Here is a 22,418-nt window from a genome sequence, read left to right as displayed (position 1 = left end):
GTGCAGTGGTGGTGGTCGGCCGTGCTCAGTACTGGAGGGCGTCGTCCATGCTCATCTGCCAGTAGGAGACGCTCAGGCTGCTGTCCACGTACGTGCTCTTGGAGAGCGGCACACTGACCGACGAGCCGGTGTTGTCGGAGTTGCCGTCGCGGTTCTGGAAGCTGACGCTCAGGTCCTTGGTGGAGTACCCGTTCGAGCCGCTGCCGTCGGCCATCGAGGTCATGACGCCGGTGTAGGCGGACTCACCCGGGTTGATGGTCGTGACAGCCTGCGGCTTGCTGTCCTCGAAGGTGTTCGGCGCGGACTGGGCCTCGCCGAACTGCAGGTACGGGTAGTAGTAGGCGTTGCAGGCCTTCGAGCCGGTGTTGGTCATCGTGAGCAGCAGGTGGTTGACGGGGCGGCTCACCTCGGTGATCGACAGCTTGGTGTTCGCTCCGGTGCAGGTCTCCGTGACCGCGTCGCCGCTGTTGCCGCTGTCGCCCTTCGGCTTGGCCGTGGACGTGCCGCCGCCGGAGCCCGAACCGGAACCCGAACCCGAACCCGAGCCGGTGCTCGAACCGGCGGATTCCTTGCCCTGGTCGCCGGCCGGGTTCGTCGCGTCCTTGTCGCCGGAGGCGCCGGCGCTCTTCGGCGGGGTCTGGGAGGTCGAGCCGGGCGAAGCGGAAGCGAGGGCGTCGTACGGCGCAGGGTCGTCGCCCTGGCAGGCGGTCAGGGACAGGGAGGCGACCAATGCGACGGCACCGAGGGCGGAGGTGCGGGCGGCGCGGCGGAAGTTGAGGGTACGCATGAGATGTTTTTCCGTTCGTTGAGTGTTGTCGAGTGTGGGGCGCCGCTTTGGCGCACCGCGACGTGACAGATGTACTGGACAATGACGTGTGGTCAGAGGCTCCACAGGAGTGCGATGACGGTCGCGACAGAGGCGATCAGAACTCCTGTGGCCACTGCATCGGTCAGGCTGAGTTGAGGACGAGTACGCACGGCGGCTCCCGGGGACGGGCAGGTGGTGGATGTACGAGTCGCGCTGCTCGCCCTTGCCGGGGTGCTGCTGCGGTGTGTTCCACCATCGTGTCCGGTCCTCGGATCCGGTGGCAACGATTGCCGGTGGGTACGGGACGCTGGAACGGAAACATGGCCTCTGACCTGCGATGACATCACCTGCCTGGGACGCCGTTCCGGGAGGGCAGTAGAGGGGAACGGTCAGAGTGGGCACGGAGATCCAGGACTTCGCCGCATTGCTCAGGGGGCTGAAGGAGCGCTCGGGGCTGAGCTACGGAGCGCTGGCCCAGAAGTTGCACATGAGTACCTCCACGATTCACCGGTACTGCAACGGGGAGGCGGTCCCGCACGACTACGCGCCCGTCGAACGCTTCGCTCGCGCGTGCCGTGCGCCGTCGGGCGAGCTGGTGGCGTTGCACCGGATGTGGATCCTCGCCGACGAGGCGAAGCGGCGAGGGGCCTGGAAGACGGAGGCTGCCGGGAGGTTCGAGCCGTCCATGGTGACGTCGGAGCTCGCGGCCTCGCCGTCGCCGGAGCCGGTGAACCTGCCGGAGCCGGCCCCGGGACCGGGATCAGAAACGGGACCGGGATCACGGCCGGGACCGGGAGCAGAACCGGGACCTGAATCAGAAACGGAATCAGGACCGGAGTCAGAAGCGGAGTCAGAGACGGCCCCCGGTTCAGCGGCTGCCGAGGATGTGACGCCGGATGCGCGGCCCGCCGGTGCCGCCCCGGCCCCGGGCCGCTTGTCCGGCAAGCGGCTGCGTGTCCTGCTCGCGGCCGTCGCGGTCGTGGCGCTTACCGTGCCCACCGCGTTGGCGATCAATCACTACTCGGGTGACCGCACCCACGAGGAGGGTATGGACACGCCCCGCAGCAGCGCACCGGTCACTCCGAGCCGGAGCGGCAGCGCGTCTCCGTCGCCGAGTCCTTCGAAGCCCTCGCCGTCCGCGACCAGCGGCTCCGCGTCACCCTCCGCCACGGCCACGAAGTCCACCGTCCCCCAGAGCGAGGGCGGGAAGGGAGGGAAGGGCACCGGGTCCCAGGGGGTGCCGGTGACCTCCACTCTCAGTTCGTACAACTGGGACTGGCCCTGCGGGCAGTACTTCCTGCTCGACCGGGACCCCAAGGGCATGCCGCCGGCGCCGGACGTCGCTGACAGGGCCAGGCGCAACTGGGCGGCGCAGCTGGGCGGGGTGGACGGGGGAAAGATGCTGATCGAGCTCACACTGCAGGGAGCTTCGCAGGATGCGGTCGTCCTGAAGGCGCTCCATGTGCGGGTGGTGAAGCAGGAGGCGGCCAACAACTGGCCCGCGTACTCGATGGGGGAGGGCTGCGGGGGCGGCATCATGCCGCAGTCGTTCAATATCGACCTGGACGACAACCAGCCCGTATCGCGGCCGGTCGCCGGTGAGGACGGCGGCAAGGCCGTACCGGCGAAGAACTTCCCGTACCGGGTGAGCTCAACCGACGTGGAGGTGTTCCACGTCAACGCGCACACCGAGGACCACGACGTCACCTGGTACCTGGAGCTGGACTGGTCCAGCAAGGGCCGGAGCGGGACGTTGCGCATCGATGACAACGGCAAGCCGTTCCGCACGGCCGCCATGAGGAACCGGCCCGTGTACGAGTACCGGTCCGATACGTCCGTGTGGGAGGACATCTCGGAATCGCTGGCGGGGCAGGGGAACTGACGATCGGCCGGTCCGCTCCCCGAGCCGCCCGTCGAGCGGGATGTCACCGCGCTCGACGCCGGACCCGTGACCTCCTCGAAACCCCCTGAGCCCCGGGGTCGGTCAGGCGTCCCAGGCTCGGGGGCGCTTCAGGGCCTCCCACTCGGGGCGGAGCAGTGAGAACACGGCGAGGTCGTGGCGGCGGCCCCGGTGGAGGCAGGCGGAGCGGCTGGTGCCTTCGCGTACGAAGCCGGACTTGGCGAGGACAGCGAGGGCGGAGGTGTTGCCGGTGTGCGTCTCCGCCGTGACGCGGTACATCGGGAGCTCCCCGAACGCCAGGTCCACCAGGGCGTCGAGGGTGTCGGTGCCGTGGCCGCTTCCGCGATGTTCGGGGGCCAGCATCAGTTCGGCCTCCGCCGTGCCGTTGACCATGCTCTGGTTGGTCAGTGCCGCGTAGCCGACAGGGGTGCCGTCCGGGAGCAGGACGAGAAAGTCGTCGCGACTGTCGTCGTCGGTGTTGCGCTCGATGCGCTCGCGCAGCGCGGTGAGGGGGCGTGGCCAGATGCCGATCTCGTAGGTGGCGGCCGGGTCTGACCGCCAACTGTGGAGGAGCTCGGCGTCAGCGGTGTCGACGGCCGCGAGACCGATGGACTGGGCACGCCAGGAGATCTCCCTTTCGGCCTCTGCGTCATGCTCGTCGGTCGCGATGCCGGTGTCTTCGGTCATGGGCGGATGCTAGGGGCGCGTTCGTGGCGGAGCCACCGGATTTCGCTGGTCCGGGACCGTTCAGGCGGCGTTGCCGTGGGGGGTGAGGCTGATCCGGCAGGTCGGCATCGAGGGCGTGGGCAGGCGCCGCACCCCTTCGCCCCGGGCGAAGGGGTGCGGCGGGTCTTCCAGGGGTTGGTCGACCGGACGGGCCAGGGGGCAGTCCGTTCCGGCGTTTGCCTGGAGAACCCCGCCCCTGGTGACGCGGCCGACAGGGGGTCGGCCGCGTCACCATCGCCCGACGTCCGGAGGCCGGTCAGCGGGGATCGGGTGACGATTGCGCGGGTCGCGCGGTCGTGCGGTCGTGCGTGCCCGAACAGGGTCAGAGGCGCTCGGGCGTCCTGATGCCAAGCAGCTCCATGCCCTGGTGCAGGGTGCGGGCGGTGAGGTCCGAGAGGAAGAGGCGGTTCCCGGCCACATCGGCCGGGACGTCGGACTTCAGCACCGGGCACTGGTCGTAGAACGTCGTGAACAGCGACGACAGCTGGTAGAGGTACGAGGCCAGCTTGTGCGGCTCGTACGCGGCGGCGACGTCGGCCACGACCTCGCCGAACTGGTCCAGGTGCAGGCCCAGCGCGCGCTCGGCCGGGGCCAGCTCCAGCTCGGGGTGCGGCTGGGGCTTCAGCTCGCCCGCCTTGCGCTTGATGGAGCGGGAACGGGCGTGCGCGTACTGGATGTACACGCTCGTGTCGCCGGTCAGCGACACCATCTGGTCCAGGTCGAACTTGTAGTCGCGGGCGGCCGACGTCGACAGGTCCGCGTACTTCACCGCGCCGGTACCGACCTGCGTGGCCCGCTCGGTGATCTCCTCGTCGGTGAGGTCCTGTGCCTTCTCGCGCACGACCGCAGACGCCCGGTCGATCGCCTCGTCCAGCAGGTCCTGCAGCCGGACCGTCTCGCCCTCACGGGTCTTGAACGGCTTGCCGTCCTTGCCGAGCACGGTGCCGAAGGCGAGCTGCACGGCCTTGACGTCGTCGTTCAGCCAGCCGGCCCGGCGGGCCGTCTCGAAGACCATCTTGAAGTGCAGGGACTGCCGCGCGTCCACCACGTACAGCAGGGTGTTCGCCTTGAGGTTCTGGACCCGGTCGCGGATCGCGGAGAGGTCCGTCGCCGCGTAGCCGTAACCGCCGTTCGACTTCTTGACGATCAGCGGCACCGGGTTGCCGTCCGGGCCCTTCACGTCGTCGAAGAACACGCAGAGCGCGCCCTCGGAGCGGACGGCGACGCCCGACTCCTCCAGGATGCGGCAGGTCTCCGCCAGCATGTCGTTGTAGCCGGACTCGCCGACGATGTCGGCGTCGCGGATCTCCATGTCGAGCTTGTTGAAGACCGAGTAGAAGTAGATCTTCGACTCGTCGACGAAGCGCTGCCACAGGGAGAGGGTTTCCTCGTCACCGGCCTGGAGCGCCACGACCCGGTCCCGGGAGCGGGCCTTGAACTCCTCGTCGGAGTCGAACAGCACCCGCGAGGCCTTGTAGAGCCGGTTCAGCGAGGACATGGCGGCCTCGCCATCCGCCGCGCTGCCGTCGGCCTCGTGGTTCAGCTCGCCCGGGTGCTCGATCAGGTACTGGATGAGCATGCCGAACTGGGTGCCCCAGTCGCCGATGTGGTGGCGCCGGACCACGGTCTCGCCGGTGAACTCCAGGATCTGCGCCATCGCGTCACCGATCACCGCGGAACGGAGGTGACCGACGTGCATCTCCTTGGCCACGTTCGGCTGCGCGTAGTCGATGACCGTGGTGCCCGCGGCGCTGTTGTACGGGACGCCGAGGCGGCCCTCGTCGTCCGCGTCACGCGCGGCGAGGGTCTCGATGATCGCCCGGTCGGCGAGCGTCACATTCAGGAAGCCGGGGCCGGAGACCTCGATCTCCTTGATCAGACCGCCGGCCGGGATCGCGGCCGTGACCTGGGACGCCAGCTCGCGCGGGTTGCCCTTGAGCTTCTTGGCGAGGGCCAGGATGCCGTTGGCCTGGAAGTCGGCCCGGTCGCTTCGTCGCAGCAGCGGGTCCGCGGTGCCGGCATCCGGCAGAGCTGCCGTCAGGGCGTCCGCCAGCTGCTGCTGGAGCGTGGAAGCGAGGGAATTGACCGAGGCCATGGGCTGGCTGCCGTTTCCGTAGGAGTACAAGGGATCACGCCCAGTATTCCACGGCGAGTAAAGCCGTTTTCGCGCTGTCGGTGGGACCTGGGACAATGGGCAATGCCCTACGAGTCCCGCAAGGGTTTGTCCCGGCCAAGGGTTTTACCCCTCCCAAGGGTTTTGGCCCTGCCAGGGGTTTTGTCCCTGCGAGCCCCACAAGAGAGAAGGACGTGCAGACCGTGGCTCAGAGTCAGAGCAGCACCGAGACCGACTGGGTCTCCCGCTTCGCGGACGATGTCATCGCCGAATCGGAGCGTCGTGCGCCTGGCAAACCGGTCGTCGTCGCGTCCGGCCTCTCCCCGTCGGGCCCGATCCACCTGGGCAACCTCCGCGAGGTCATGACCCCGCACCTCGTCGCCGACGAGATCCGCCGCCGCGGGTACACCGTCCGGCACCTGATCTCCTGGGACGACTACGACCGCTACCGCAAGGTTCCGGGCGGCGTCCCGGGGGTCGACGAGTCCTGGGCCGAGCACATCGGCAAGCCGCTGACCTCGGTGCCCGCCCCGGCCGGGTCCGCGTATCCGAACTGGGCGGAGCACTTCAAGGCCGCCATGACCGCCGCGCTGGACGAGCTGGGCGTCGAGTACGACGGCATCAGCCAGACCGAGCAGTACATGGCGGGCGCGTACCGCGAGCAGATCCTGCACGCGATGAAGCACCGCGCCGACATCGACGCCGTCCTCGACCGGTACCGGACGAAGAAGGACCCGGCGGCGGCAGGTGCGGCAGGCGCCAAGGGCGGCAAGAAGCCGCAGCAGCAGAAGAAGGTCGACGAGGCCGAGCTGGAGGCCGAGGCCGGCTCCGGCGCGGCCGGCGAGGACGACGGCAGCGGCGGCTCGGCCGGCTACTTCCCGTACAAGCCCTACTGCGGCAACTGCGAGAAGGACCTCACGACCGTCACGTCGTACGACGACGACAGCACCGAGCTGAACTACACCTGCACGGCCTGCGGCTTCGCCGAGACCGTCCGGCTGAGCGAGTTCAACCGCGGCAAGCTGGTCTGGAAGGTCGACTGGCCGATGCGCTGGGCGTACGAGGGCGTGATCTTCGAGCCGAGCGGCGTGGACCACTCCTCGCCCGGCTCCTCGTTCGTCGTCGGCGGCCAGATCGTCCGCGAGATCTTCGACGGCGTGCAGCCGATCGGCCCGATGTACGCGTTCGTCGGCATCTCCGGCATGGCGAAGATGTCCTCCAGCAAGGGCGGCGTGCCGACCCCGGCCGACGCGCTGAAGATCATGGAGGCGCCGCTGCTGCGCTGGCTGTACGCGCGCCGCAGGCCCAACCAGTCCTTCAAGATCGCCTTCGACCAGGAGATCCAGCGGCTCTACGACGAGTGGGACTCGCTGGGGCGCAAGGTCGCCGACGGCTCGGTGCTGTCGGCCGACGCGGCCGCGTACGCGCGGGCCATCGGCACGGCCGCCGGTGAGCTGCCGCGCACGCCCCGCCCGCTGCCGTACCGCACGCTCGCGTCGGTCGTCGACATCACGGGCGGGCACGACGAGCAGACGCTGCGCATCCTGAGCGAGCTGGACCCGGAGAACCCGCTGACCTCGCTGGACGAGGCCCGGCCCCGCCTCGACCGCGCCGAGAACTGGATCAGCAGCCAGGTCCCGGCCGAGGCCCGCACGATCGTCCGCGACGAGCCGGACAAGGAACTGCTCGGCTCGCTGGACGAGCAGGGCCGTGAGTCGTTGCGGCTGCTCCTGGAAGGGCTGGACACGCACTGGTCGCTGGACGGGCTCACCACGCTCGTCTACGGCGTGCCGAAGATCCTGGCGGGCCTGGAGCGGGACGCCAAGCCGACGCCCGAGCTGAAGGCCGCGCAGCGGTCGTTCTTCGCGCTGCTGTACCGGCTGCTGGTCAGCCGGGACACGGGGCCGCGGCTGCCGACGCTGCTGCTGGCCGTGGGCGCTGAGCGGGTGCGCAGACTACTCGGTGAGTAGGCTGCTGGGCGCGTAGGCGCCTTTTGTACGGAGGGCCGTCACCCGGTGATTCGGGTGACGGCCCTCCGTCGTTGCCGGTTCCGCCCTCGAACGCCGGACGGGCGGGGCGGGGGGTCCTACGCGATGTGGTTCTCCGCCATCTCGTTGTCGAAGCGCTGCTTGAATCCCGGCAGGAGGCGGCGGAGCAGGGCCGCGCTGCGGGGATGGCGGACGTTGTGGCCGTCGGAGAGGTGTATGTCGAGGACCTCCGCACTCGGGTAGTCCTGGTGCGCGTGCGTGTACGCGTTGAACACCTCGTACGCGATCTTGCTGAACTCGACTTCGGCCTCGGCCCACTCGGACGGGTCGGGCTCTTGTTGCTGCACGGGCCGGGGTTCCGGCTCCGGCTCCTCGGGCCGGGGCTCCTCAGGCCTGGGCTGCGGCTGGTGTTCCGCGGTGCGGGGGCCCGGGACGGCGCCGATGGTGCCCACGTTGCCCAGGGGGCGGGTGCGGCCGCCGGCGCCCGACGGGACCATGACCGGGGCGGGCTCCATGCCCTCGGCGTACGTCGGGTTGTAGTCACTCTCGTATGCGTCGTCCGGGACATGGGGCGCCGCGAACCAGGGGCTCTCGTGCGAGCCGGGGCCCTCCTGGGGCAACCCCTCGAAGGAGGCGGCCGGCTCGGAGGGGTGGGTGTGCTGTTGCTGTCCGAGGTGCTGTTGTTGCGGGTGCTGCTGCTGGGATTGCTGCTCCGGGTGGGGCTCTGCGTACGGCAGCTCGGGCGGGAACTCGTCCGGTCCGGACGAGGCCAGGGCCGATACCGGGGCGGGGGGCAGCAGGGCCGGTTCGATGCCCGCGGCGGCGAGGCCGGACGGACCGGTGTCGGCCAGCGGGACCCCGTACTTCGCCAGGCGCAGCGGCATCAGGGACTCGACGGGTGCCTTGCGGCGCCAGTTGCGGCCGAAGCGGGCCTGGAGGCGGGCCTGGTAGATGAGCCGGTCCTGTTCGAGCTTGATGACCTGCTCGTACGACCGGAGTTCCCAGAGCTTCATCCGCCGCCAGAGCCGGAACGTCGGCACGGGGGAGAGCAGCCAGCGGGTGAGCCGCACTCCCTCCATGTGCTTGTCGGCGGTGATGTCGGCAATCCGGCCCACGGCGTGCCGGGCGGCCTCGACGGACACGACGAACAGCACCGGGATGACCGCGTGCATGCCGACGCCGAGCGGGTCGGGCCAGGCAGCGGCGCCGTTGAAGGCGATCGTCGCGGCGGTCAGCAGCCAGGCCGTCTGGCGCAGCAGCGGGAACGGGATGCGCAGCCAGGTCAGCAGCAGGTCCAGGGCGAGCAGGACACAGATGCCCGCGTCGATGCCGATCGGGAAGACCAGCGAGAAGTCCCCGAAGCCCTTCTGCAGCGCGAGCTCGCGCACCGCCGCGTACGAACCCGCGAAACCGATCGCGGCGATGAGCACCGCACCGGCGACCACGAGCCCGATGAGTATCCGGTGGGTGCGTGTCAGCTGCATCGCGGCCACCCGCGTTCCCCTCCCCGTTTCCCGTGTCCGACGCCCTGCGCTGATGCTCTGCTTCGACGTCCTGCTTCGACTTCTGGCGGGCACAGCCTGGCACATGAGGGTGCGGCCTGTTGCGCGGGGAGGGGCGAAGCCCGGTACTCGGGGGAGGACCGGGCTTCGTAGAACTGCTTCTGTACAGGGGCGTTGGGGTGCGTCCCGAGGGAGCCCCGCGCCCTGCCGCGTCGGCTAGCTCGTCTTGGCGGACTTACTGGGCTCGGCGGGCTTGCTCGGTGCGTCCGGCTTCGTGTCGGCGGTGGCGGTGGCGGTGGCGACCGCCTCCTTGGCCGCCTTCTCGGCGCCCTTCAGGATGTCGTCGGCGGACGGCGTCTTCGCGCCCGCGTAACCCGCGCCGTTGTAGGTGAGGGTGACGACGACGTTCTCCGTACGGGTCACGATCGTCGCGTACTTGAAGTCCTCGCTCGTCTTGGCGAGGTCGTACGTGAGCTTGGTGGCCTGCTCGCCGATGCCGCTGACGGGCCCCTCGGCGACCTTCTTCGCACCCTCGGTCGCCTTGGCCTTGGCGACCTGCTTCGCGTAGTCCTGCTGCGCCCGCTCAGCGCCGCTGCCCAGGGCCTGGTCCGAGTCGAAGCGGGTGAAGCCGACGTCGAGCCAGCGGTACTGGGAACCGTTCACGCCCTTGTCGGCGAGGCCGTTCCAGGAGCAGCCGGCGCGGTACGAGGTGTCGCTGGAGTTGGCGGGCGTGCCGCCCTTGGACTTCGCCTCGGGGACCAGGGAGGTGACCGTCTTCTTGGCGATCGACTTGCACGGGTCGGGCAGCGCGGCGAACTTGGCGGGGGCGACGCTCGGTTTCGACTTCTTCGCGCTCGGCGCTGCGGACGACGAGGATGAACCCGACGAGTCCTTCTTGTCCTTGTCGCCGGAGTCCGACGAGCAGCCGGCGACGACGAGCATCACCGGAACGGCGGCGCAGGCGAGTATGCGGGAGAGTCGCGGGGCTGAACGGTGCATGGTTCCTTCACTCGGGTGGCGCGGCGGGTGGGCTGCCAGGTGGTCGGCGGACGTTCCGGGAGGGGTCCGGGGGTGTTGCGGCTGGTGTTCCGGAGGGCCACGGTACGACGGACGGCGATCGGATGCCGCCTCGGCCGGGTGCACGGCGTGCGGGGACGGCGCCGGTCCGGGGCGCCCCGGGCGGGGCTATTCGCTGAACTTCTCGACCAGCTTCCGGGCCAGCGACTGGGCCTTCTCCTGCAGTTCCTTGCTGTCGGGGACCACCGTGGAGACGGTCGGCTGCTCGGCGTACTGGACGGTCACGATGACGTTCGATGTGCGGAATACCACGCTCACCGTGCGGTTCTGTGCGGTGGAACCTGTTCGGGTGAGCAGTTCACCCAGAAATGCGCTGTCTCCGAGGCCGTCGAGGGTGCGCGGGACGAGGCTCTCGTCGGAAGTTCCGGAACTTCCGGAGCTGCCAGCTGTACTGCCGTCGGTGATTCCGCTGTTGTTCCCGTCGGCGTTGTCGCCTTCGGGATCGTCCGCGTTCTTGCCCTCGGAGACCGGACCGGAGAGGGCATGCGAGGCGGAGGCCGATGCGGAGTCCGAGGAGGGGGACGTCTGCTTCTTCGTGCTGCCGGGCGTGGCGGCGTCGGTGTTCGCGTCCGCGGACAGTCCGGCGGCGGCCGCCTTCTTTGTGTACACCTCGCGTGCCCGGTCGTCGTCGCTCACCGAGGGGTCGTAGGACACGACCCGCTCGAAGTCGACGAAGAGGGTGCGCGAGGAGTCGGCGGCCTCGGACTTCCAGCGGCAGCCGACCCGGCGGTCGGTGTCGTAGGTGACGGTGGCCGTGCCGTCGTACACCTTCTTCTGCTGGTCCTCGGGAAGATCGGCGGCGCCCGGGAGCAGGTCCTTCAGGGCGGACGACGCAACGGCGCGGCAGGGATCGAGGAGGGTGCGGTACTTGCCCGGGGCAGCGGTCGTGGCGGTTGCCTCGCCAGGCTTGCTGTCGGGGGCGGAGCCACCCGTTCCGGTGCCGGCACTGCAGCCGACGACAAGCGCTGCCAATAGCGCGGTGCCGGGTACGTACGCCATTCGTCGCACGGTCCTGGGCTCCCTTCGTGCGAAAAACGGTTGTCGCTCGGTGGCGACCGGTGGACACAATGTGTATCGCACGCGCAGCTGTGATTGCCGGTCGACCGACTTGTTTGTCGACCTTGGTACCGGTTTTGCGCTTTCAGACTTTTCGGGGGAATCGAGGAACTATGTCGTATGTAGAGGTGCCGGGCGCGAAGGTTCCGATCCGCATGTGGGCCGACCCGGCTTCGGTCGAGGACGTTGCGATGCGGCAGCTGCGCAATGTGGCCACCCTGCCCTGGATCCAGGGGCTGGCCGTCATGCCGGACGTCCACTTCGGCAAGGGAGCGACGGTCGGTTCGGTGATCGCGATGCGCGGTGCGGTGTGTCCGGCGGCGGTCGGCGTGGACATCGGCTGCGGGATGTCCGCGGTGAAGACGTCCCTGACGGCCAACGACCTGCCGGGCGACCTGTCCCGGCTGCGGTCGAAGATCGAGCAGGCCATTCCGGTGGGCCGCGGCATGCACGACGACGCCGTGGACCCGGACCGTGTGTACGGCCTCTCGGCGAAGGGGTGGGACGACTTCTGGGGAGGGTTCGACGGGGTGGCCGATGCGGTCAAATTCCGTCGGGAACGAGCCACGAAGCAGATGGGAACGCTCGGATCGGGAAATCATTTCATCGAGTTCTGCCTCGACGAGTCGGGTTCCGTCTGGCTGATGCTGCACTCCGGATCGCGGAACATCGGCAAGGAACTGGCCGACTTCCACATCGGGCAGGCGCAGAAGCTGCCGCACAACCAGAACCTGATCGACCGCGACCTGGCCGTGTTCATCGCCGACACCCCGCCGATGGCGGCCTACCGGAACGACCTGTTCTGGGCGCAGGAATACGCCAAGCGCAACCGCGCGCTCATGATGGGGCTCCTGAAGGAAGTTGTCCGCAAGGAATTCAGGAAGGCCAAGGTCACCTTCGAACCGGAGATCAGTTGTCACCACAACTACGTCAGTGAAGAGCGCTACGAGGGCATGGACCTGCTGGTCACTCGGAAGGGCGCGATCCGTGCCGGGTCCGGTGAGTACGGAATCATCCCGGGCTCGATGGGCACCGGCTCGTACATCGTGAAGGGCCTCGGGAACGAGAAGTCCTTCAACTCGGCCTCGCACGGGGCCGGCCGGAAGATGAGCCGGAACGCCGCGAAGCGGCGCTTCTCGGCGCGGGACCTGGAGGATCAGACGCGGGGCGTGGAGTGCCGTAAGGACTCCGGCGTCGTGGATGAGATTCCGGCCGCGTACAAGCCGATCGAGCAGGTCATCGAGCAGCAGCGGGACCTGGTGGAGGTCGTCGCCAAGCTCAAGCAGGTGGTGTGCGTGAAGGGCTGAGGCCCCTTACGCATGCGAAACGAGGGCCCTGGGCGCGGGTTTGCGCGTCCGGGGCCCGCTGGCGTCCGGGCCCGTCCGGCTGCTCCCTGCGGGGCTCCGGAGGGCTCAGGCGGTGCGGTGGACCTTGGTGTTGGAGGCCTGGGCGCGGGGGCGGACCACCAGGAGGTCGATGTTGACGTGGCTGGGGCGGGTGACGGCCCAGGTGATGGTGTCGGCCACGTCGTCGGCGGTGAGGGGGGCCTCGACGCCCGCGTAGACCTTTGCCGCCTTCTCGGTGTCGCCGCGGAAGCGGGTGGTGGCGAACTCCTCCGTCTTGACCATGCCGGGGGCCACCTCGATGACGCGGACCGGGGTGCCGACGATCTCCAGTCGAAGCGTCTCGGCCAGGACGTGTTCGCCGTGCTTGGCGGCCACGTAGCCGCCGCCGCCCTCGTACGTGGAGAGGCCCGCGGTGGAGGAGAGGATCACGACCGTGCCGTCGCCGCCCTCGGTGAGCGCGGGGAGCAGGGCCTGGGTGACGTTGAGTGTGCCGATGACGTTCGTCTCGTACATCTGGCGCCAGTCGGCGGGGTCGCCGGTGGCGACGGGGTCGGCGCCGAGTGCGCCGCCCGCGTTGTTGACGAGGACGGCGAGGCTACGGAACGCCGTGGCGAACTCGTCCACCGCGTTGCGGTCGGTGACGTCCAGGGCGTAGGCCGTTGCCTGGTGGCCCGCCTCGTTGATCTCGGCGGCGAGCGCCTCGATGCGGTCCTTGCGGCGGGCGGTCAGGACTACGCGGTAGCCGGCGGCCGCCAGCTGCCGGGCGGTCGCGGCGCCGATGCCGCTGCTCGCTCCGGTGATGACGGCGATCGGGGTGGCGGCCATGGCGGACTCCTCGGGCGGCTGATCGGTACGGGGTCAGAATAGGCAGGCGTGCGGTCAGTGGTTGCGGGGGGCGTACATGATGACGGCCATGCCGGCCAGGCAGATCAGCGCGCCGATCACGTCCCAGCGGTCGGGTCGGTAGCCGTCGGCGACGACGCCCCAGGCGATCGAGCCCGCGACGAAGACACCGCCGTACGCGGCGAGGATGCGGCCGAACTCGCCGTCCGGCTGGAGCGTGGCGACAAGACCGTAGACGCCGAGCGCGATGACGCCCGCGCCGATCCAGATCCAGCCCCGGTGTTCACGTATGCCCTGCCAGACGAGCCAGGCGCCGCCGATCTCGAAAAGCGCGGCGACGACGAACAGGGCTACAGAGCGGGCGACGACCATGAACCCAGCGTGTCATGGGAGGGGAGGGAGCCGAATCCAGGGGAGGCCGGGGAGGCCGGGCGAGGTCGAGGGGGAGTCGAGGGGAAGGCGCGCCGAACTGGTCGGTAAATATTGATAATTCGGGGCAATCTGTATCTTCGGGGCATGGTAGCGACACGTAGAGGTGTGCCTGTGGAGTCTGCTGCGGCCGCGGCGGCAGCTATGGCCATGGTTGTGGTGCTGGGGATGGGTGGCGCGGCTGCGGCCGTGAGCGGGGCCGGGACTGCGGCAGGGGCCGGGGCCGGGGGCATCGCGCCCGAGGCGGATGTGTCGCACCACGGGCATGTCTCGCTGTGGGGTTCGGGGCTCGGTGTCTGGGTGCAGAGCGTGAACCGCGGTCCGTCGAACCTGGCCGGTGTGACCGTACGGGTGCGTGTATCGGTGTCGCTCTCCGGGCGGCAGGAGCTTCCGGAAAGCTGTCTGCAGGCGGACCGGCTGACCGTGCTGTGCCGGACGGGTGCGCTGCGCACGGACGAGGCCGAGGGGCGGCAGCTCGCCCTCGAACTGCAGCTTGCGGGGCGGCCGGACGAGGTCGTCGTGCGGGTCGACACGCTGTGGAACGGCGGGGCGACCGACCGGAACCCGCGGAACAATGACCACGAGGTGCTGGCCCCGGCCACTGGGGACGAGTACGTGTTCTGACCGTCGGAGGCCGGCGCGACGGGCGCTGTGGGTGCGGGGTGCGTGCTCATAGCGTGAGCGCGGCCTGCAGGGCCGCCGGGTCGCCGTGGTCGCTCGCCCAGGCGATGTAGCCGTCGGGGCGGATGAGCAGCGTGGTGGTGCGCTCGCTCCTCCAGTGGGCGTGCACCAAGGGGATGGGTGATGCCGGAGTGGTGGCGTCGGCGGCGGTGACGAGGACGAACGTGCCGTCGCGCAGGAGTTGGTGGAGGCGGCCTTCCTGCAGGCTCAGGTCCGGGGCGCGCTTCGCGGTGAGGGGGTGGGCGCCGCGCGGGGCCGTGTAGGCGATCGAGATGCCGGAGACCTGGCCGATGGCCTTGTCGGCGGCGGGCCGGATCGTGGACAGCACTGTGGCGGCGAGGGCTCGGACCGTCCGCTGGAGCGGCGTGCAGGCCATGGCGAGGCGGATGAGTGCGCCGCTGGACCGGAGCACCATTGCGCCGACCGGGTGCCGTTCGGCGTGATAGCTGTCGAGCAGCGCCTCCGGGGCGGCCGTCTGTCCGCGCAGTACGGCGGCGAGCTTCCAGGAGAGGTTGGCGGCGTCCTGGAGGCCGGTGTTCATGCCCTGGCCGCCTGCGGGGGAGTGGACATGCGCGGCGTCCCCGGCGAGGAAGACCCGGCCGGTGCGGTAGGCGGGCACCTGGCGTTCGTCGCTGTGGAAGCGGGAGATCCAGCGCGCGTCGTGCATGTCGTAGTCGGTGCCGAAGGCGCGGCGGGTGATCTCGCGCAGTTCGTCGAGGTCGACGGGGTCGCTGTCGGCGGCCTGGTGGGCGCGGTTCCAGCCCATCACGCGGTACCAGCCGTCGCCGAAGGGGGCGATGAAGGCGAAGGCGTCCCCCACGCCGTTGACCGTCAGGAGGTCGGGGGGCTCCTCGGCGAGCCGGACGTCGGCGAGGACGATCGACCGGATCACGGATTCTCCGGGGAAGGGGAGGCCGAGCGCCTGACGCACCCGGCTGCGCACGCCGTCGGTACCGACGAGGTAGCGGGCCCTGAGCGTGGTCACGCTGCCGTCCGCCTGGCGCAGTTCGGCGGTGACGGTGTCCGATGAGGCGTCCTGATGGAGCGAGGTCAGCTCCGTGGCGTAACGGAAATGGACGCCCGTGGTGCGGGCGCGGCGCTCCAGCAGGCGCTCCACCTCGTACTGCGGGGTGATCAGCACGAAGGAGAAGCGGGTGTGCAGCCGGGAGAGGTCGAGCGAGAGCTTGCCGAAGAAGCGGAGGGCGGAGAGGGGGGTGCCCGTCTTGACGAGCTCGTCGGCCACGCCGCGGGTGTCGAGCAGTTCGAGTGTGCGGGCGTGTACGGCGAAGGCGCGTGTCATGTTGCTGGTCTCGTGCGGGCGGCGCTCCGCGAGTGCGACCGAGAGGCCCTGGGCGGCCAGGTCGCCCGCGAGCAGCAGGCCGGTGGGGCCCGCGCCCACGACGAGGACGTCGACGGTGTCGGGTGCGCTGCTCGGGGTGGTGGTCATGGCTGCCTCCTGGGCCCGTTCGGTCAGCTGTCGCCTTCGTGCCAACAACCGTTGGTCAACGCTTGTTGGCAACGGTAGCTCTGCCGTGGCTGGCGTGTCAACGCTTGTTGGCCTACAGTTGTTGGCATGGAGACGAAGCCCGCTACCGCCAACCGCCGCTCGGATGCCACCAAGGCCGCGATTCTCGAAGCCGCGCGCGAGCGGTTCGCTGCCGACGGGTACGAGCGCGCCACCATCCGGGCCATCGCCCGTGACGCGAACATCGACCCGTCGATGGTCATGCGCTACTACGGCAACAAGGAGGGGCTGTTCGCCGCCGCGTCCGTGATCGATCTGCGGATGCCCGAGCTGGGGGCGATACCGGGCAAGCACATCGGCGCTGTCCTCGTCGCGCACTTCCTGGACCGCTGGGAGGGCGACGACGTGCTCACGGGCCTGCTCAGGGTCGGCGTCACCAACGACGCGGGCGCCGAGCGGGTGAGGGCGGTCTTCGCCGAGCAGCTCGGTCCGATAGCGGCCGGCGTCTGCCCCGACCCGGCCGACGCCCCGCGCCGTGCGGCCCTCGTCGCCTCGCAGATCCTGGGGATGGCGCTCGCGCGCTACGTCCTGCGGATCGCGCCCGCTGCCTCGATGTCGCGCGAGGAGGTGATCGCCTGGCTCGCACCCACCGTTCAGCGCTACCTGACCGCCGAGCGGCCGTAGAGCAACGTGTCGGCCGGCGCCAAGTGATTCGCACACTTTCTGCATGCCGCAGAAATCCCGGGGGCGCCGCAGTGCGCTGACGGCCGAGCTGACCGTCGAGTCGCGCCGCTACAGGCGGCGTACGCCCTCTTCAACCAGGCCGTAGCGGACCACCTGCGGCTTCACCGGACCGATCTGCAGTGCCTCAACCTCCTCGGTCTGGAGGCGGGGCCAGTCACGACGGGCCGTATCGCGGAGCTGACCGGGCTCACCACAGGGTCGGCGACCCGGCTCGTCGACCGGCTGGAGCGGGACGGTTACGTGACGCGCGAGCGTGACGCGGTCGACCGGCGGCGCGTGCTCGTCACGACCGTTCCGGAGCGGATGGTGGAGATCGGCGCGGTGTGGGAGCGGCTGAGCGGTGCGTCGGCGGCGATGTTCGAGGCGTACGACGATGACGAGGTGGCGCTGCTCATCGCCCCTATGCGGCGGACTGTCGAGCTGAGCGCACGACAGGTCGCGGTGTTGCGGGAGGGCGGCCCGTCAGCGTTCGGTCCCTGAGGTTCCTGAGGTTCGTGGGATTCCTCGGGCTCTCAGGGCTCTCAGGGCTCTCAGGGCTCCGGGGTCGAAGGTGGACGGGCTTTACGGACCCTGTCGTGGCCGTTCTCCTGGGCGTTGTCCGGGGCGTCGTCCGGGGGAGTGGACGCGAAGTCGTGGAGCGCCTTCGTGACGATCGCGTCCAGGTGGGTGTGGTGGGCGCCCCGCCAGTAGACCCGGTCGCACTCCGAGCACTGCGCGAAGACGTCGTACGAGCGCCGGGTGCCGTGTTCCAGCCGGCCGCTGACGGACTCCTTGTCGGCAGCCTTCAGCGGGCCGTTGCAGGCGGTGCACCTGGTCCAGGGGGCCAGATGCGGGGTGAACCGTTCCAGCACGTCCCGCAGTTGGTCCTCCGGCCGGTCGCTGTAGACGTACGCCCCGGCCCAGATCTCCCGCCGGTGCAGCAGCCCGCGGTCCCGGGAGAGCAGCACGCGGCGCTCGTCCGCGGACCGGGCGGCCAGTGCGGCGTCGCCGATGTCCTCGCTCTCGTACGCCGCGTCGACACCCAGCAGCCGAAGCCGCCGGGCGAGCGTGCCGAGATGGACGTCGAGCAGGAACCTCAGGGGTGCGCCCGGGACGCGCTGAGGGCGTTCCACGGCGCGCACCTCGACCAGTTCGCCCGCCCCCGGGATGTGGGAGACGGACACGGGCCGGCCGTCGACCAGGAGCTGCCCGGCCTCGGTGAGCGGGATGCCGAGCGACTCCACGACATGACCGAGGGTGGACGCGCCGTCGGTGGTCACGGTCGAGCGTCCCCGGCGGCGTTCATGCGCGACGAAGAGCCGCAGCTCGGGGGCGACTGCGAGGTGGATCTCCGGTCCGTTCACCCCGTCAGGATGTCATCGGGTGGGGTGTGTCGGCGAGGGCTTTCTCCTCGCGTGCCTACAGTTCCCGCATGAAGATCCTCGATCTCGAACCCGGTGATGCCCGACTGGCCGCCGACCTGCTTCCCGTGCTGCGTGAACTCCGCCCGCACCTCACCGAGGACCTCTTCCGGGAGGTGTACGAGAAGGGGCACCCGCAGGGACTGCGGTTCAGCGCCGCCTATGACGACGAGGGCGTCTGCGTGGGCGCGGCCGGCTGGCGCGTCGTCCACAACACCAGCCGGATCCGGATGCTGTACGTCGACGATCTGGTGACCGCCGAAGGGTCCCGCTCCACCGGTGTCGGCCGTCGGCTGCTCAGGCACCTCGAAGGGCGGGCCAGTGCGGCGGGCTGCCTGCACCTCAATCTGGACTCGGGCACGCAGCGCACCGACGCCCACCGCTTCTATATGCGGGAGCGGCTGAGCATCGGCGCGTTCAATTTCGACAAGGCCCTCGATCTGGACTGAGGTCAGCCCTCCTCGTCCGGGGTTGTGAGCTGCTGCCGGTTTGCTGCGTTGAAGTGCGTTGTGGTGAGCAGGAGTGAGTCTTGTCGGCGGTTTCATGGGGCGGGAACAGAAGTTCTGGGGCCGAATGGGTGACCTCGGCGGCTGGTGCTCGTTGGACTGAGTAGCGGGTGTCCGGCTCATGGGAGGGGGTGTTGTGGTGGGTGGCTTGCGGGAGCTGGCGGCACCCTTCGTGGCGCCCGGGCCTTGCGGGGTGGCGATCCGAGACCGACTTAAGCACCTCACGCCCCAGGACGAGAAGGTTCTGCGCGCGGTCGGTGCGTATCAGGGCGCGCTCGCTTTCCGTGATCTCAAGGTTCGCTGTGCGGATGGTCTGGAGCACAGCGCGGAGACCTGGGCGTCGCGTAAGCGGGGCCTGACTGCACAGTCGTCGTCGCGGATCGCCGGTGCGATCATCAAGGCCACGCACGATCAGTGGGCGCTCGCCCGCCGTTGTCAGGCGGCGCACATCCGGAATCTGGAGGCCGGGATCGGGACGCTGCGGCACCGCCTGTCCCTCCCCATCGGCGCGCGGGGCACGAAGCGGGCCGCCGGTGGCTACCGCTCCAAGGGTGAGTGGTTCCGCAAGTCCCGCCGTCTCGCTGCGCGGGGCATCGGACCGCCCAGGCCAGGCCAGGCACCCGAGGACGTGACGGAAACCGCCCACCCGCCAGGGACCACGCCCCCAGAGACGTGCCACCGAACGGGACGCGAAAGCGGGGACCCAGTGCATCCAACACCGTTCGGGATGCGCCCAGTACACATCAGTGGGTCCAAGACCCGCTCATGCACACTGGCTAGGAACGGTGAGGTCCAGTCGCCAGTCGTTCGTCAGCAGCGCATGGCCGGGCGGGTACTCGAAGTCGCACGGGCCGATCAGGGTGAAGCCCGCCTTGCGGCACACCGCGTTCGACGCGCCGTTGTCGACCGACGGATAGGCGTGCAGGCAGCGGTGCCTGTGCTCGGCGCGGGCCTGTTCGGCCACGGCTGTCGTGGCGGCCGTCGCGATGCCCAGGCCCTGGTATCCGGGGAGGACGGCCCATCCCGTCTCGTACACCTCCCGGCCCTGCCAGGTCCGCTCCCAGAAGCCGATCGTGCCCACGGCCTCGTCCCCGCCGGCCAGGGCGATGCGGAACATCCTGCCCCGGCCCGTCCGGTCCGCACTCATCTCCACATAGCGCTCGTGACGCGCTATGAGCTGTTCCTCCGACTCGGGCCCGCCCAGATGGTCCATCAACTCCGGTGCGTTGGCACGGCGGAGCAGCGCCAGGTCGGTCTCCGACCAGGGCTCGATCCGTACGGAAGATGAAGCGGTGCGGTCCATGCCAAAACTGTAGAGCGGGGCACTGACAGCCGGGCAGGGTCAGCGTGGGACGAACGCCGTCGATCGTCCAGCCGGGCCGCCCGATGGGTGCACAGGGCGGTGGCGTGGGGTGCCGGCGTCGCCACCAGCTCTCGCACGCCGCGTAGATGCCGACGGCGAAGACCAGCACGAGGATGGACAGGGCCAGCAGGATGTCGCCCACGGCAGGTCTCCTCGCGGCGCAGAACAACGCAGAACAATGCCGAACAACGCAGATGTCTTCTGCATCGGCAGATTCGGCAGGTCAGCTGAAGATCACTCTTCGGTCAATGAATGGCCGAATGCGGGTGATTGGTGGACGGAGGGGTGGAGGGCGGAGGTGGCGGGCCCGGGGTGCCGCTTCAACGGCTCCATACGTGCAGCGCGTCGCCGGCCTCCGACACCGTGTACCAGGTGCCGTCGCCGAGGGCTGTGACCCCGCCGGATATCGGGAACGGGTACGTGATCCGCGCGGCCACCCGCATCCGTGCCGCGTCCGTGCCCACCAGCCAGTGCCGCTGCTCGCCGTAGTCCTCGTCGCTCTCCGACGTACCGGCGATGACGGTCTCCTCGTCCAGGAAACCGCACTCGTAGTCCCAGAGCGTCTCGTCGGCGTCCCGGTCGTCGGGATCGGCCTCGGGGTGGCGGGGAATGGTGGTTTCGCTGTCGAGTTCGCACAGTACGGAACCGTCGTCGACCCCGTGCATGCCGAGCGTGTCCTCGTAATGAGTCACCGTCAGGAAGCGTTCGCCCGACGGGCTCACCGACATCAGGACCCGCTCGTCGTCGCAGAACCGCTCGACGGAGAGCTTCTTGCCGTCCCACCTGCCCCACAGCATCGGTGCGCCGTCCTGGCCCTCGCCGACGGACAGCCCCATGAGGGCCGGGTCGGGATGCGGTACGTGGTCCGAGCCCGCGGCCGCCGTCTCCGCGTCCGCCCGGCCGAGCACCCGTCCTTCGGCGGCGTCGATGACCAGCCACTCGTCCAGCGCCTCCGGGTCCGGTCCGGCCGCCGCGACGGGGCCGCGGATGTGGGCCCATACGAGAGTCCCGTCCGCTGAGAACACGGCCGAGCCGCTGTCCGCGTACAGATGTGAACGGTCGGTCGCGTACTCCTCGTACGTGGTGTGGAGCGTGCGGCAGCCGCCGTCCCAGCAGCCGTGCCGGATCTCCCAGCGCACCGCGCCCGTCGGGTCCACCGCGCGCAGCGCGTGCACTCCGGCGAAGACCGCGAGATCGCCGCTCGGCGCTACCGTGCAGGTGCCGAAACGGCGGGGCCAGGGCGCGGGGAAGCGGATCGCCGGGGCGCTTTCGGTGTCCGTTCCGGCGACGGCCAACTCGGTGTCGCCGCGCTGGAGAAGCAGGTTCCGGGCGGGGGCGGGGCGTCCGTCCGGCCGTTGGCCGGGCAGTCCGTCCGGCCGTGGCGCGGGCCACCACAGGAGGCGCGGGGCGTCCGCCGCGTCCTGCTTGCGGTCCAGCGGTGCGGTGAGCGTGGTGACAAGACGTGCGGCGGCGGCAGCGTTGGCCATGGGTCGGCCCTCCCCCTCGTGCATGAGCGCATCGAACCGATACGAGGAGAACCGTACGGCCAGGTACTGACAGCCGCCCGCGCCCACGGGCCGATCATGCCGCGCCCGAACTCCTCGGCTGCTCAAGTGTTCGACATAGGATCCCGTTTGTGGATCGTGACGATGAGCCAGTATTCATACGCAGCAAGTGGGGGACAAGTCGCTACGTCTACAACCCGCGGAACCCCGTCGGTCTCGCGCTGATCCTGTCCAGCCTGCTCTTCGCCGTGGTGATGCTGATCCTCATGGAGCAGCGCGTCGGCCCCTTCGCACCCCCCGAACCCACGCCGTGGAGCACCGTTCCGGCGTACGGGGATCCTTGGCCGGCTACGACGTATGTCCCTGATGTCTACCCCACGCCGGGTGCGGGGGAGTCGAGTGCGGAAGACCCGTCGGGGCCGTGAAGCAGTGCGGCCGTGAAGCGGTGGGGCGGGTCCGTGGGCGTTACTTCGATGCCGCCGGGGCGATCTCCTCGATCAGGCCCTCGACCAGGGTCCTGATCTCGTCGCGGATCGGGCGGACGGCCTCGACGCCCTGGCCTGCCGGGTCTTCGAGCTTCCAGTCCAGGTAGCGCTTGCCGGGGAAGACCGGGCAGGTGTCGCCGCAGCCCATGGTGATGCAGACGTCCGACTCGCGGACCGCGTCGACCGTGAGGATCTTCGGGATCTCGGCGGAGATGTCGATGCCCACCTCGCGCATCGCCTCGACAGCGGCCGGGTTCACGGCGTCGCCGGGGTCCGATCCCGCCGAGCGGACCTCGACGCGGTCCCCGGACAGGTGGGTCAGCCAGGCGGCGGCCATCTGGGAGCGGCCGGCGTTGTGGACACAGACGAACAGCACGGAGGGCTTGTCGGGCATCGGGGGGACTCTCCTGTCGCGCGTCGCGCGGTGGCATCAGCGGTGGCGGTGGCGGTGGTGCTGGCGCTGGACTTGGGCGGTGAGCGG

At 69.8% G+C, this 22,418-nt stretch carries 21 protein-coding genes and 3 pseudogenes; 10 read left to right on the top strand and 14 right to left on the bottom strand.

Features of this window, described 5'->3' with window-relative positions; genetic code table 11:
• Positions 1–25: 25 nt before the first annotated feature.
• On the bottom strand, positions 26–787 hold the full coding sequence (locus tag ACFVV1_RS08215; protein ID WP_389986235.1) for a DUF4232 domain-containing protein: 762 nt from the start codon (positions 785–787) through the stop codon (positions 26–28).
• A gap of 415 nt (positions 788–1,202) precedes the next feature.
• Here ACFVV1_RS08215 and ACFVV1_RS08210 point away from each other — a divergent pair.
• A pseudogene (locus tag ACFVV1_RS08210) lies at positions 1,203–1,349 on the top strand (helix-turn-helix domain-containing protein); the annotation flags it as partial.
• 476 nt (positions 1,350–1,825) lie between these two features.
• Here the strand turns inward: ACFVV1_RS08210 and ACFVV1_RS08205 are convergent.
• Positions 1,826–2,062 carry a hypothetical protein gene (locus tag ACFVV1_RS08205; RefSeq protein WP_389986412.1) on the bottom strand — a complete coding sequence of 79 codons (237 nt, stop codon included), beginning with the start codon at positions 2,060–2,062 and terminating at the stop codon, positions 1,826–1,828.
• Between ACFVV1_RS08205 and ACFVV1_RS08200 the strand changes: the two genes are divergently transcribed.
• On the top strand, positions 2,052–2,690 hold the full coding sequence (locus ACFVV1_RS08200; RefSeq protein ID WP_389986408.1) for a hypothetical protein: 639 nt from the start codon (positions 2,052–2,054) through the stop codon (positions 2,688–2,690). The genes ACFVV1_RS08205 and ACFVV1_RS08200 overlap by 11 nt on opposite strands.
• A gap of 102 nt (positions 2,691–2,792) precedes the next feature.
• Here the strand turns inward: ACFVV1_RS08200 and ACFVV1_RS08195 are convergent, their stop codons facing one another.
• Complete coding sequence (locus tag ACFVV1_RS08195; protein ID WP_389986232.1) at positions 2,793–3,395, bottom strand: GNAT family N-acetyltransferase; 603 nt, start codon at positions 3,393–3,395, stop codon at positions 2,793–2,795.
• 361 nt (positions 3,396–3,756) lie between these two features.
• Entirely contained in the window at positions 3,757–5,529 is a 1,773-nt protein-coding gene (gene argS, locus ACFVV1_RS08190; protein WP_389986229.1) for an arginine--tRNA ligase, read from the bottom strand.
• A 212-nt stretch (positions 5,530–5,741) separates the two neighbouring features.
• Here argS and lysS point away from each other — a divergent pair, with 212 nt between their 5' ends.
• A complete protein-coding gene (lysS, locus tag ACFVV1_RS08185) occupies positions 5,742–7,517 on the top strand; it encodes a lysine--tRNA ligase (protein ID WP_389986226.1) in 1,776 nt (591 codons plus the stop codon).
• Positions 7,518–7,633: 116 nt separating this feature from the next.
• Here lysS and ACFVV1_RS08180 read toward each other — a convergent pair whose 3' ends face one another.
• The 3 genes from ACFVV1_RS08180 to ACFVV1_RS08170 form a co-directional block, all read right to left on the bottom strand.
• A complete protein-coding gene (locus tag ACFVV1_RS08180; protein WP_389986223.1) occupies positions 7,634–9,028 on the bottom strand; it encodes a DUF2637 domain-containing protein in 1,395 nt (464 codons plus the stop codon).
• A gap of 225 nt (positions 9,029–9,253) precedes the next feature.
• Positions 9,254–10,036: a DUF3558 family protein gene (locus ACFVV1_RS08175; RefSeq protein WP_389986220.1), complete on the bottom strand. Its 783-nt coding sequence runs from the start codon at positions 10,034–10,036 to the stop codon at positions 9,254–9,256.
• 186 nt (positions 10,037–10,222) lie between these two features.
• Complete coding sequence (locus tag ACFVV1_RS08170) at positions 10,223–11,113, bottom strand: DUF3558 domain-containing protein (protein ID WP_389986217.1); 891 nt, start codon at positions 11,111–11,113, stop codon at positions 10,223–10,225.
• A 170-nt stretch (positions 11,114–11,283) separates the two neighbouring features.
• Between ACFVV1_RS08170 and ACFVV1_RS08165 the strand changes: the two genes are divergently transcribed.
• Entirely contained in the window at positions 11,284–12,477 is a 1,194-nt protein-coding gene (locus ACFVV1_RS08165) for an RtcB family protein (protein WP_389986214.1), read from the top strand.
• Between the two features lie 105 nt (positions 12,478–12,582).
• Here the strand turns inward: ACFVV1_RS08165 and ACFVV1_RS08160 are convergent, their stop codons facing one another.
• A complete protein-coding gene (locus ACFVV1_RS08160; protein WP_389986211.1) occupies positions 12,583–13,341 on the bottom strand; it encodes an SDR family NAD(P)-dependent oxidoreductase in 759 nt (252 codons plus the stop codon).
• A gap of 54 nt (positions 13,342–13,395) precedes the next feature.
• A complete protein-coding gene (locus ACFVV1_RS08155) occupies positions 13,396–13,731 on the bottom strand; it encodes a YnfA family protein (protein ID WP_266746886.1) in 336 nt (111 codons plus the stop codon).
• A 171-nt stretch (positions 13,732–13,902) separates the two neighbouring features.
• On the opposite strand from ACFVV1_RS08155, the gene ACFVV1_RS08150 reads away from it, so the two are divergent.
• Positions 13,903–14,412, top strand: a complete 510-nt coding sequence (locus ACFVV1_RS08150; RefSeq protein ID WP_389986207.1) for a hypothetical protein — start codon at positions 13,903–13,905, stop codon at positions 14,410–14,412.
• A gap of 46 nt (positions 14,413–14,458) precedes the next feature.
• On the opposite strand, the gene ACFVV1_RS08145 is transcribed toward ACFVV1_RS08150, so the two are convergent.
• Positions 14,459–15,916: an FAD-dependent monooxygenase gene (locus tag ACFVV1_RS08145; RefSeq protein ID WP_389986204.1), complete on the bottom strand. Its 1,458-nt coding sequence runs from the start codon at positions 15,914–15,916 to the stop codon at positions 14,459–14,461.
• A gap of 126 nt (positions 15,917–16,042) precedes the next feature.
• On the opposite strand from ACFVV1_RS08145, the gene ACFVV1_RS08140 reads away from it, so the two are divergent.
• Positions 16,043–16,618, top strand: coding sequence for a TetR family transcriptional regulator (locus tag ACFVV1_RS08140; RefSeq protein ID WP_389986201.1), 576 nt, complete (start codon positions 16,043–16,045; stop codon positions 16,616–16,618).
• Between the two features lie 43 nt (positions 16,619–16,661).
• A pseudogene (locus ACFVV1_RS08135) lies at positions 16,662–17,158 on the top strand (MarR family winged helix-turn-helix transcriptional regulator).
• A 50-nt stretch (positions 17,159–17,208) separates the two neighbouring features.
• Here ACFVV1_RS08135 and ACFVV1_RS08130 read toward each other — a convergent pair.
• On the bottom strand, positions 17,209–18,021 hold the full coding sequence (locus ACFVV1_RS08130; protein ID WP_389986198.1) for a Mut7-C RNAse domain-containing protein: 813 nt from the start codon (positions 18,019–18,021) through the stop codon (positions 17,209–17,211).
• Between the two features lie 68 nt (positions 18,022–18,089).
• Here ACFVV1_RS08130 and ACFVV1_RS08125 point away from each other — a divergent pair, with 68 nt between their 5' ends.
• Together ACFVV1_RS08125 and ACFVV1_RS08120 are read left to right on the top strand one after the other, a co-directional pair.
• A complete protein-coding gene (locus ACFVV1_RS08125) occupies positions 18,090–18,527 on the top strand; it encodes a GNAT family N-acetyltransferase (protein ID WP_389986195.1) in 438 nt (145 codons plus the stop codon).
• Positions 18,528–18,705: 178 nt separating this feature from the next.
• Positions 18,706–19,164: pseudogene (locus ACFVV1_RS08120) on the top strand (IS200/IS605 family accessory protein TnpB-related protein); the annotation flags it as partial.
• Between the two features lie 183 nt (positions 19,165–19,347).
• On the opposite strand, the gene ACFVV1_RS08115 reads toward ACFVV1_RS08120, so the two are convergent.
• On the bottom strand, positions 19,348–19,887 hold the full coding sequence (locus ACFVV1_RS08115; RefSeq protein ID WP_389986192.1) for a GNAT family N-acetyltransferase: 540 nt from the start codon (positions 19,885–19,887) through the stop codon (positions 19,348–19,350).
• A 380-nt stretch (positions 19,888–20,267) separates the two neighbouring features.
• Positions 20,268–21,434, bottom strand: coding sequence for a hypothetical protein (locus tag ACFVV1_RS08110; protein ID WP_389986189.1), 1,167 nt, complete (start codon positions 21,432–21,434; stop codon positions 20,268–20,270).
• 149 nt (positions 21,435–21,583) lie between these two features.
• On the opposite strand from ACFVV1_RS08110, the gene ACFVV1_RS08105 reads away from it, so the two are divergent.
• Positions 21,584–21,877 carry a hypothetical protein gene (locus ACFVV1_RS08105; protein ID WP_389986186.1) on the top strand — a complete coding sequence of 98 codons (294 nt, stop codon included), beginning with the start codon at positions 21,584–21,586 and terminating at the stop codon, positions 21,875–21,877.
• Between the two features lie 40 nt (positions 21,878–21,917).
• Here the strand turns inward: ACFVV1_RS08105 and ACFVV1_RS08100 are convergent, their stop codons facing one another.
• Positions 21,918–22,331 (bottom strand): arsenate reductase ArsC, encoded by a 414-nt coding sequence (locus ACFVV1_RS08100; protein WP_389986183.1) that lies wholly within the window; start codon positions 22,329–22,331, stop codon positions 21,918–21,920.
• Between the last annotated feature and the right edge of the window lie 87 nt (positions 22,332–22,418).

The sequence above is a fragment of the Streptomyces sp. NPDC058092 genome, from assembly GCF_042884935.1.
In the GTDB taxonomy this organism is placed as follows: Bacteria; Actinomycetota; Actinomycetes; order Streptomycetales; family Streptomycetaceae; genus Streptomyces.
This window is presented reverse-complemented; position numbering and strand designations above follow the sequence as displayed.

Coding starts and splice junctions, on each gene's coding strand:
- ACFVV1_RS08215 (WP_389986235.1), bottom strand. CDS start 787: ATGCGTACCCTCAACTTCCGCCGCGCCGCCCGCACCTCCGCCCTCGGT.
- ACFVV1_RS08195 (WP_389986232.1), bottom strand. CDS start 3,395: ATGACCGAAGACACCGGCATCGCGACCGACGAGCATGACGCAGAGGCC.
- argS (WP_389986229.1), bottom strand. CDS start 5,529: ATGGCCTCGGTCAATTCCCTCGCTTCCACGCTCCAGCAGCAGCTGGCG.
- ACFVV1_RS08175 (WP_389986220.1), bottom strand. CDS start 10,036: ATGCACCGTTCAGCCCCGCGACTCTCCCGCATACTCGCCTGCGCCGCC.
- ACFVV1_RS08170 (WP_389986217.1), bottom strand. CDS start 11,113: ATGGCGTACGTACCCGGCACCGCGCTATTGGCAGCGCTTGTCGTCGGC.
- ACFVV1_RS08165 (WP_389986214.1), top strand. CDS start 11,284: ATGTCGTATGTAGAGGTGCCGGGCGCGAAGGTTCCGATCCGCATGTGG.
- ACFVV1_RS08160 (WP_389986211.1), bottom strand. CDS start 13,341: ATGGCCGCCACCCCGATCGCCGTCATCACCGGAGCGAGCAGCGGCATC.
- ACFVV1_RS08155 (WP_266746886.1), bottom strand. CDS start 13,731: ATGGTCGTCGCCCGCTCTGTAGCCCTGTTCGTCGTCGCCGCGCTTTTC.
- ACFVV1_RS08145 (WP_389986204.1), bottom strand. CDS start 15,916: ATGACCACCACCCCGAGCAGCGCACCCGACACCGTCGACGTCCTCGTC.
- ACFVV1_RS08140 (WP_389986201.1), top strand. CDS start 16,043: ATGGAGACGAAGCCCGCTACCGCCAACCGCCGCTCGGATGCCACCAAG.
- ACFVV1_RS08125 (WP_389986195.1), top strand. CDS start 18,090: ATGAAGATCCTCGATCTCGAACCCGGTGATGCCCGACTGGCCGCCGAC.
- ACFVV1_RS08115 (WP_389986192.1), bottom strand. CDS start 19,887: ATGGACCGCACCGCTTCATCTTCCGTACGGATCGAGCCCTGGTCGGAG.
- ACFVV1_RS08110 (WP_389986189.1), bottom strand. CDS start 21,434: ATGGCCAACGCTGCCGCCGCCGCACGTCTTGTCACCACGCTCACCGCA.
- ACFVV1_RS08100 (WP_389986183.1), bottom strand. CDS start 22,331: ATGCCCGACAAGCCCTCCGTGCTGTTCGTCTGTGTCCACAACGCCGGC.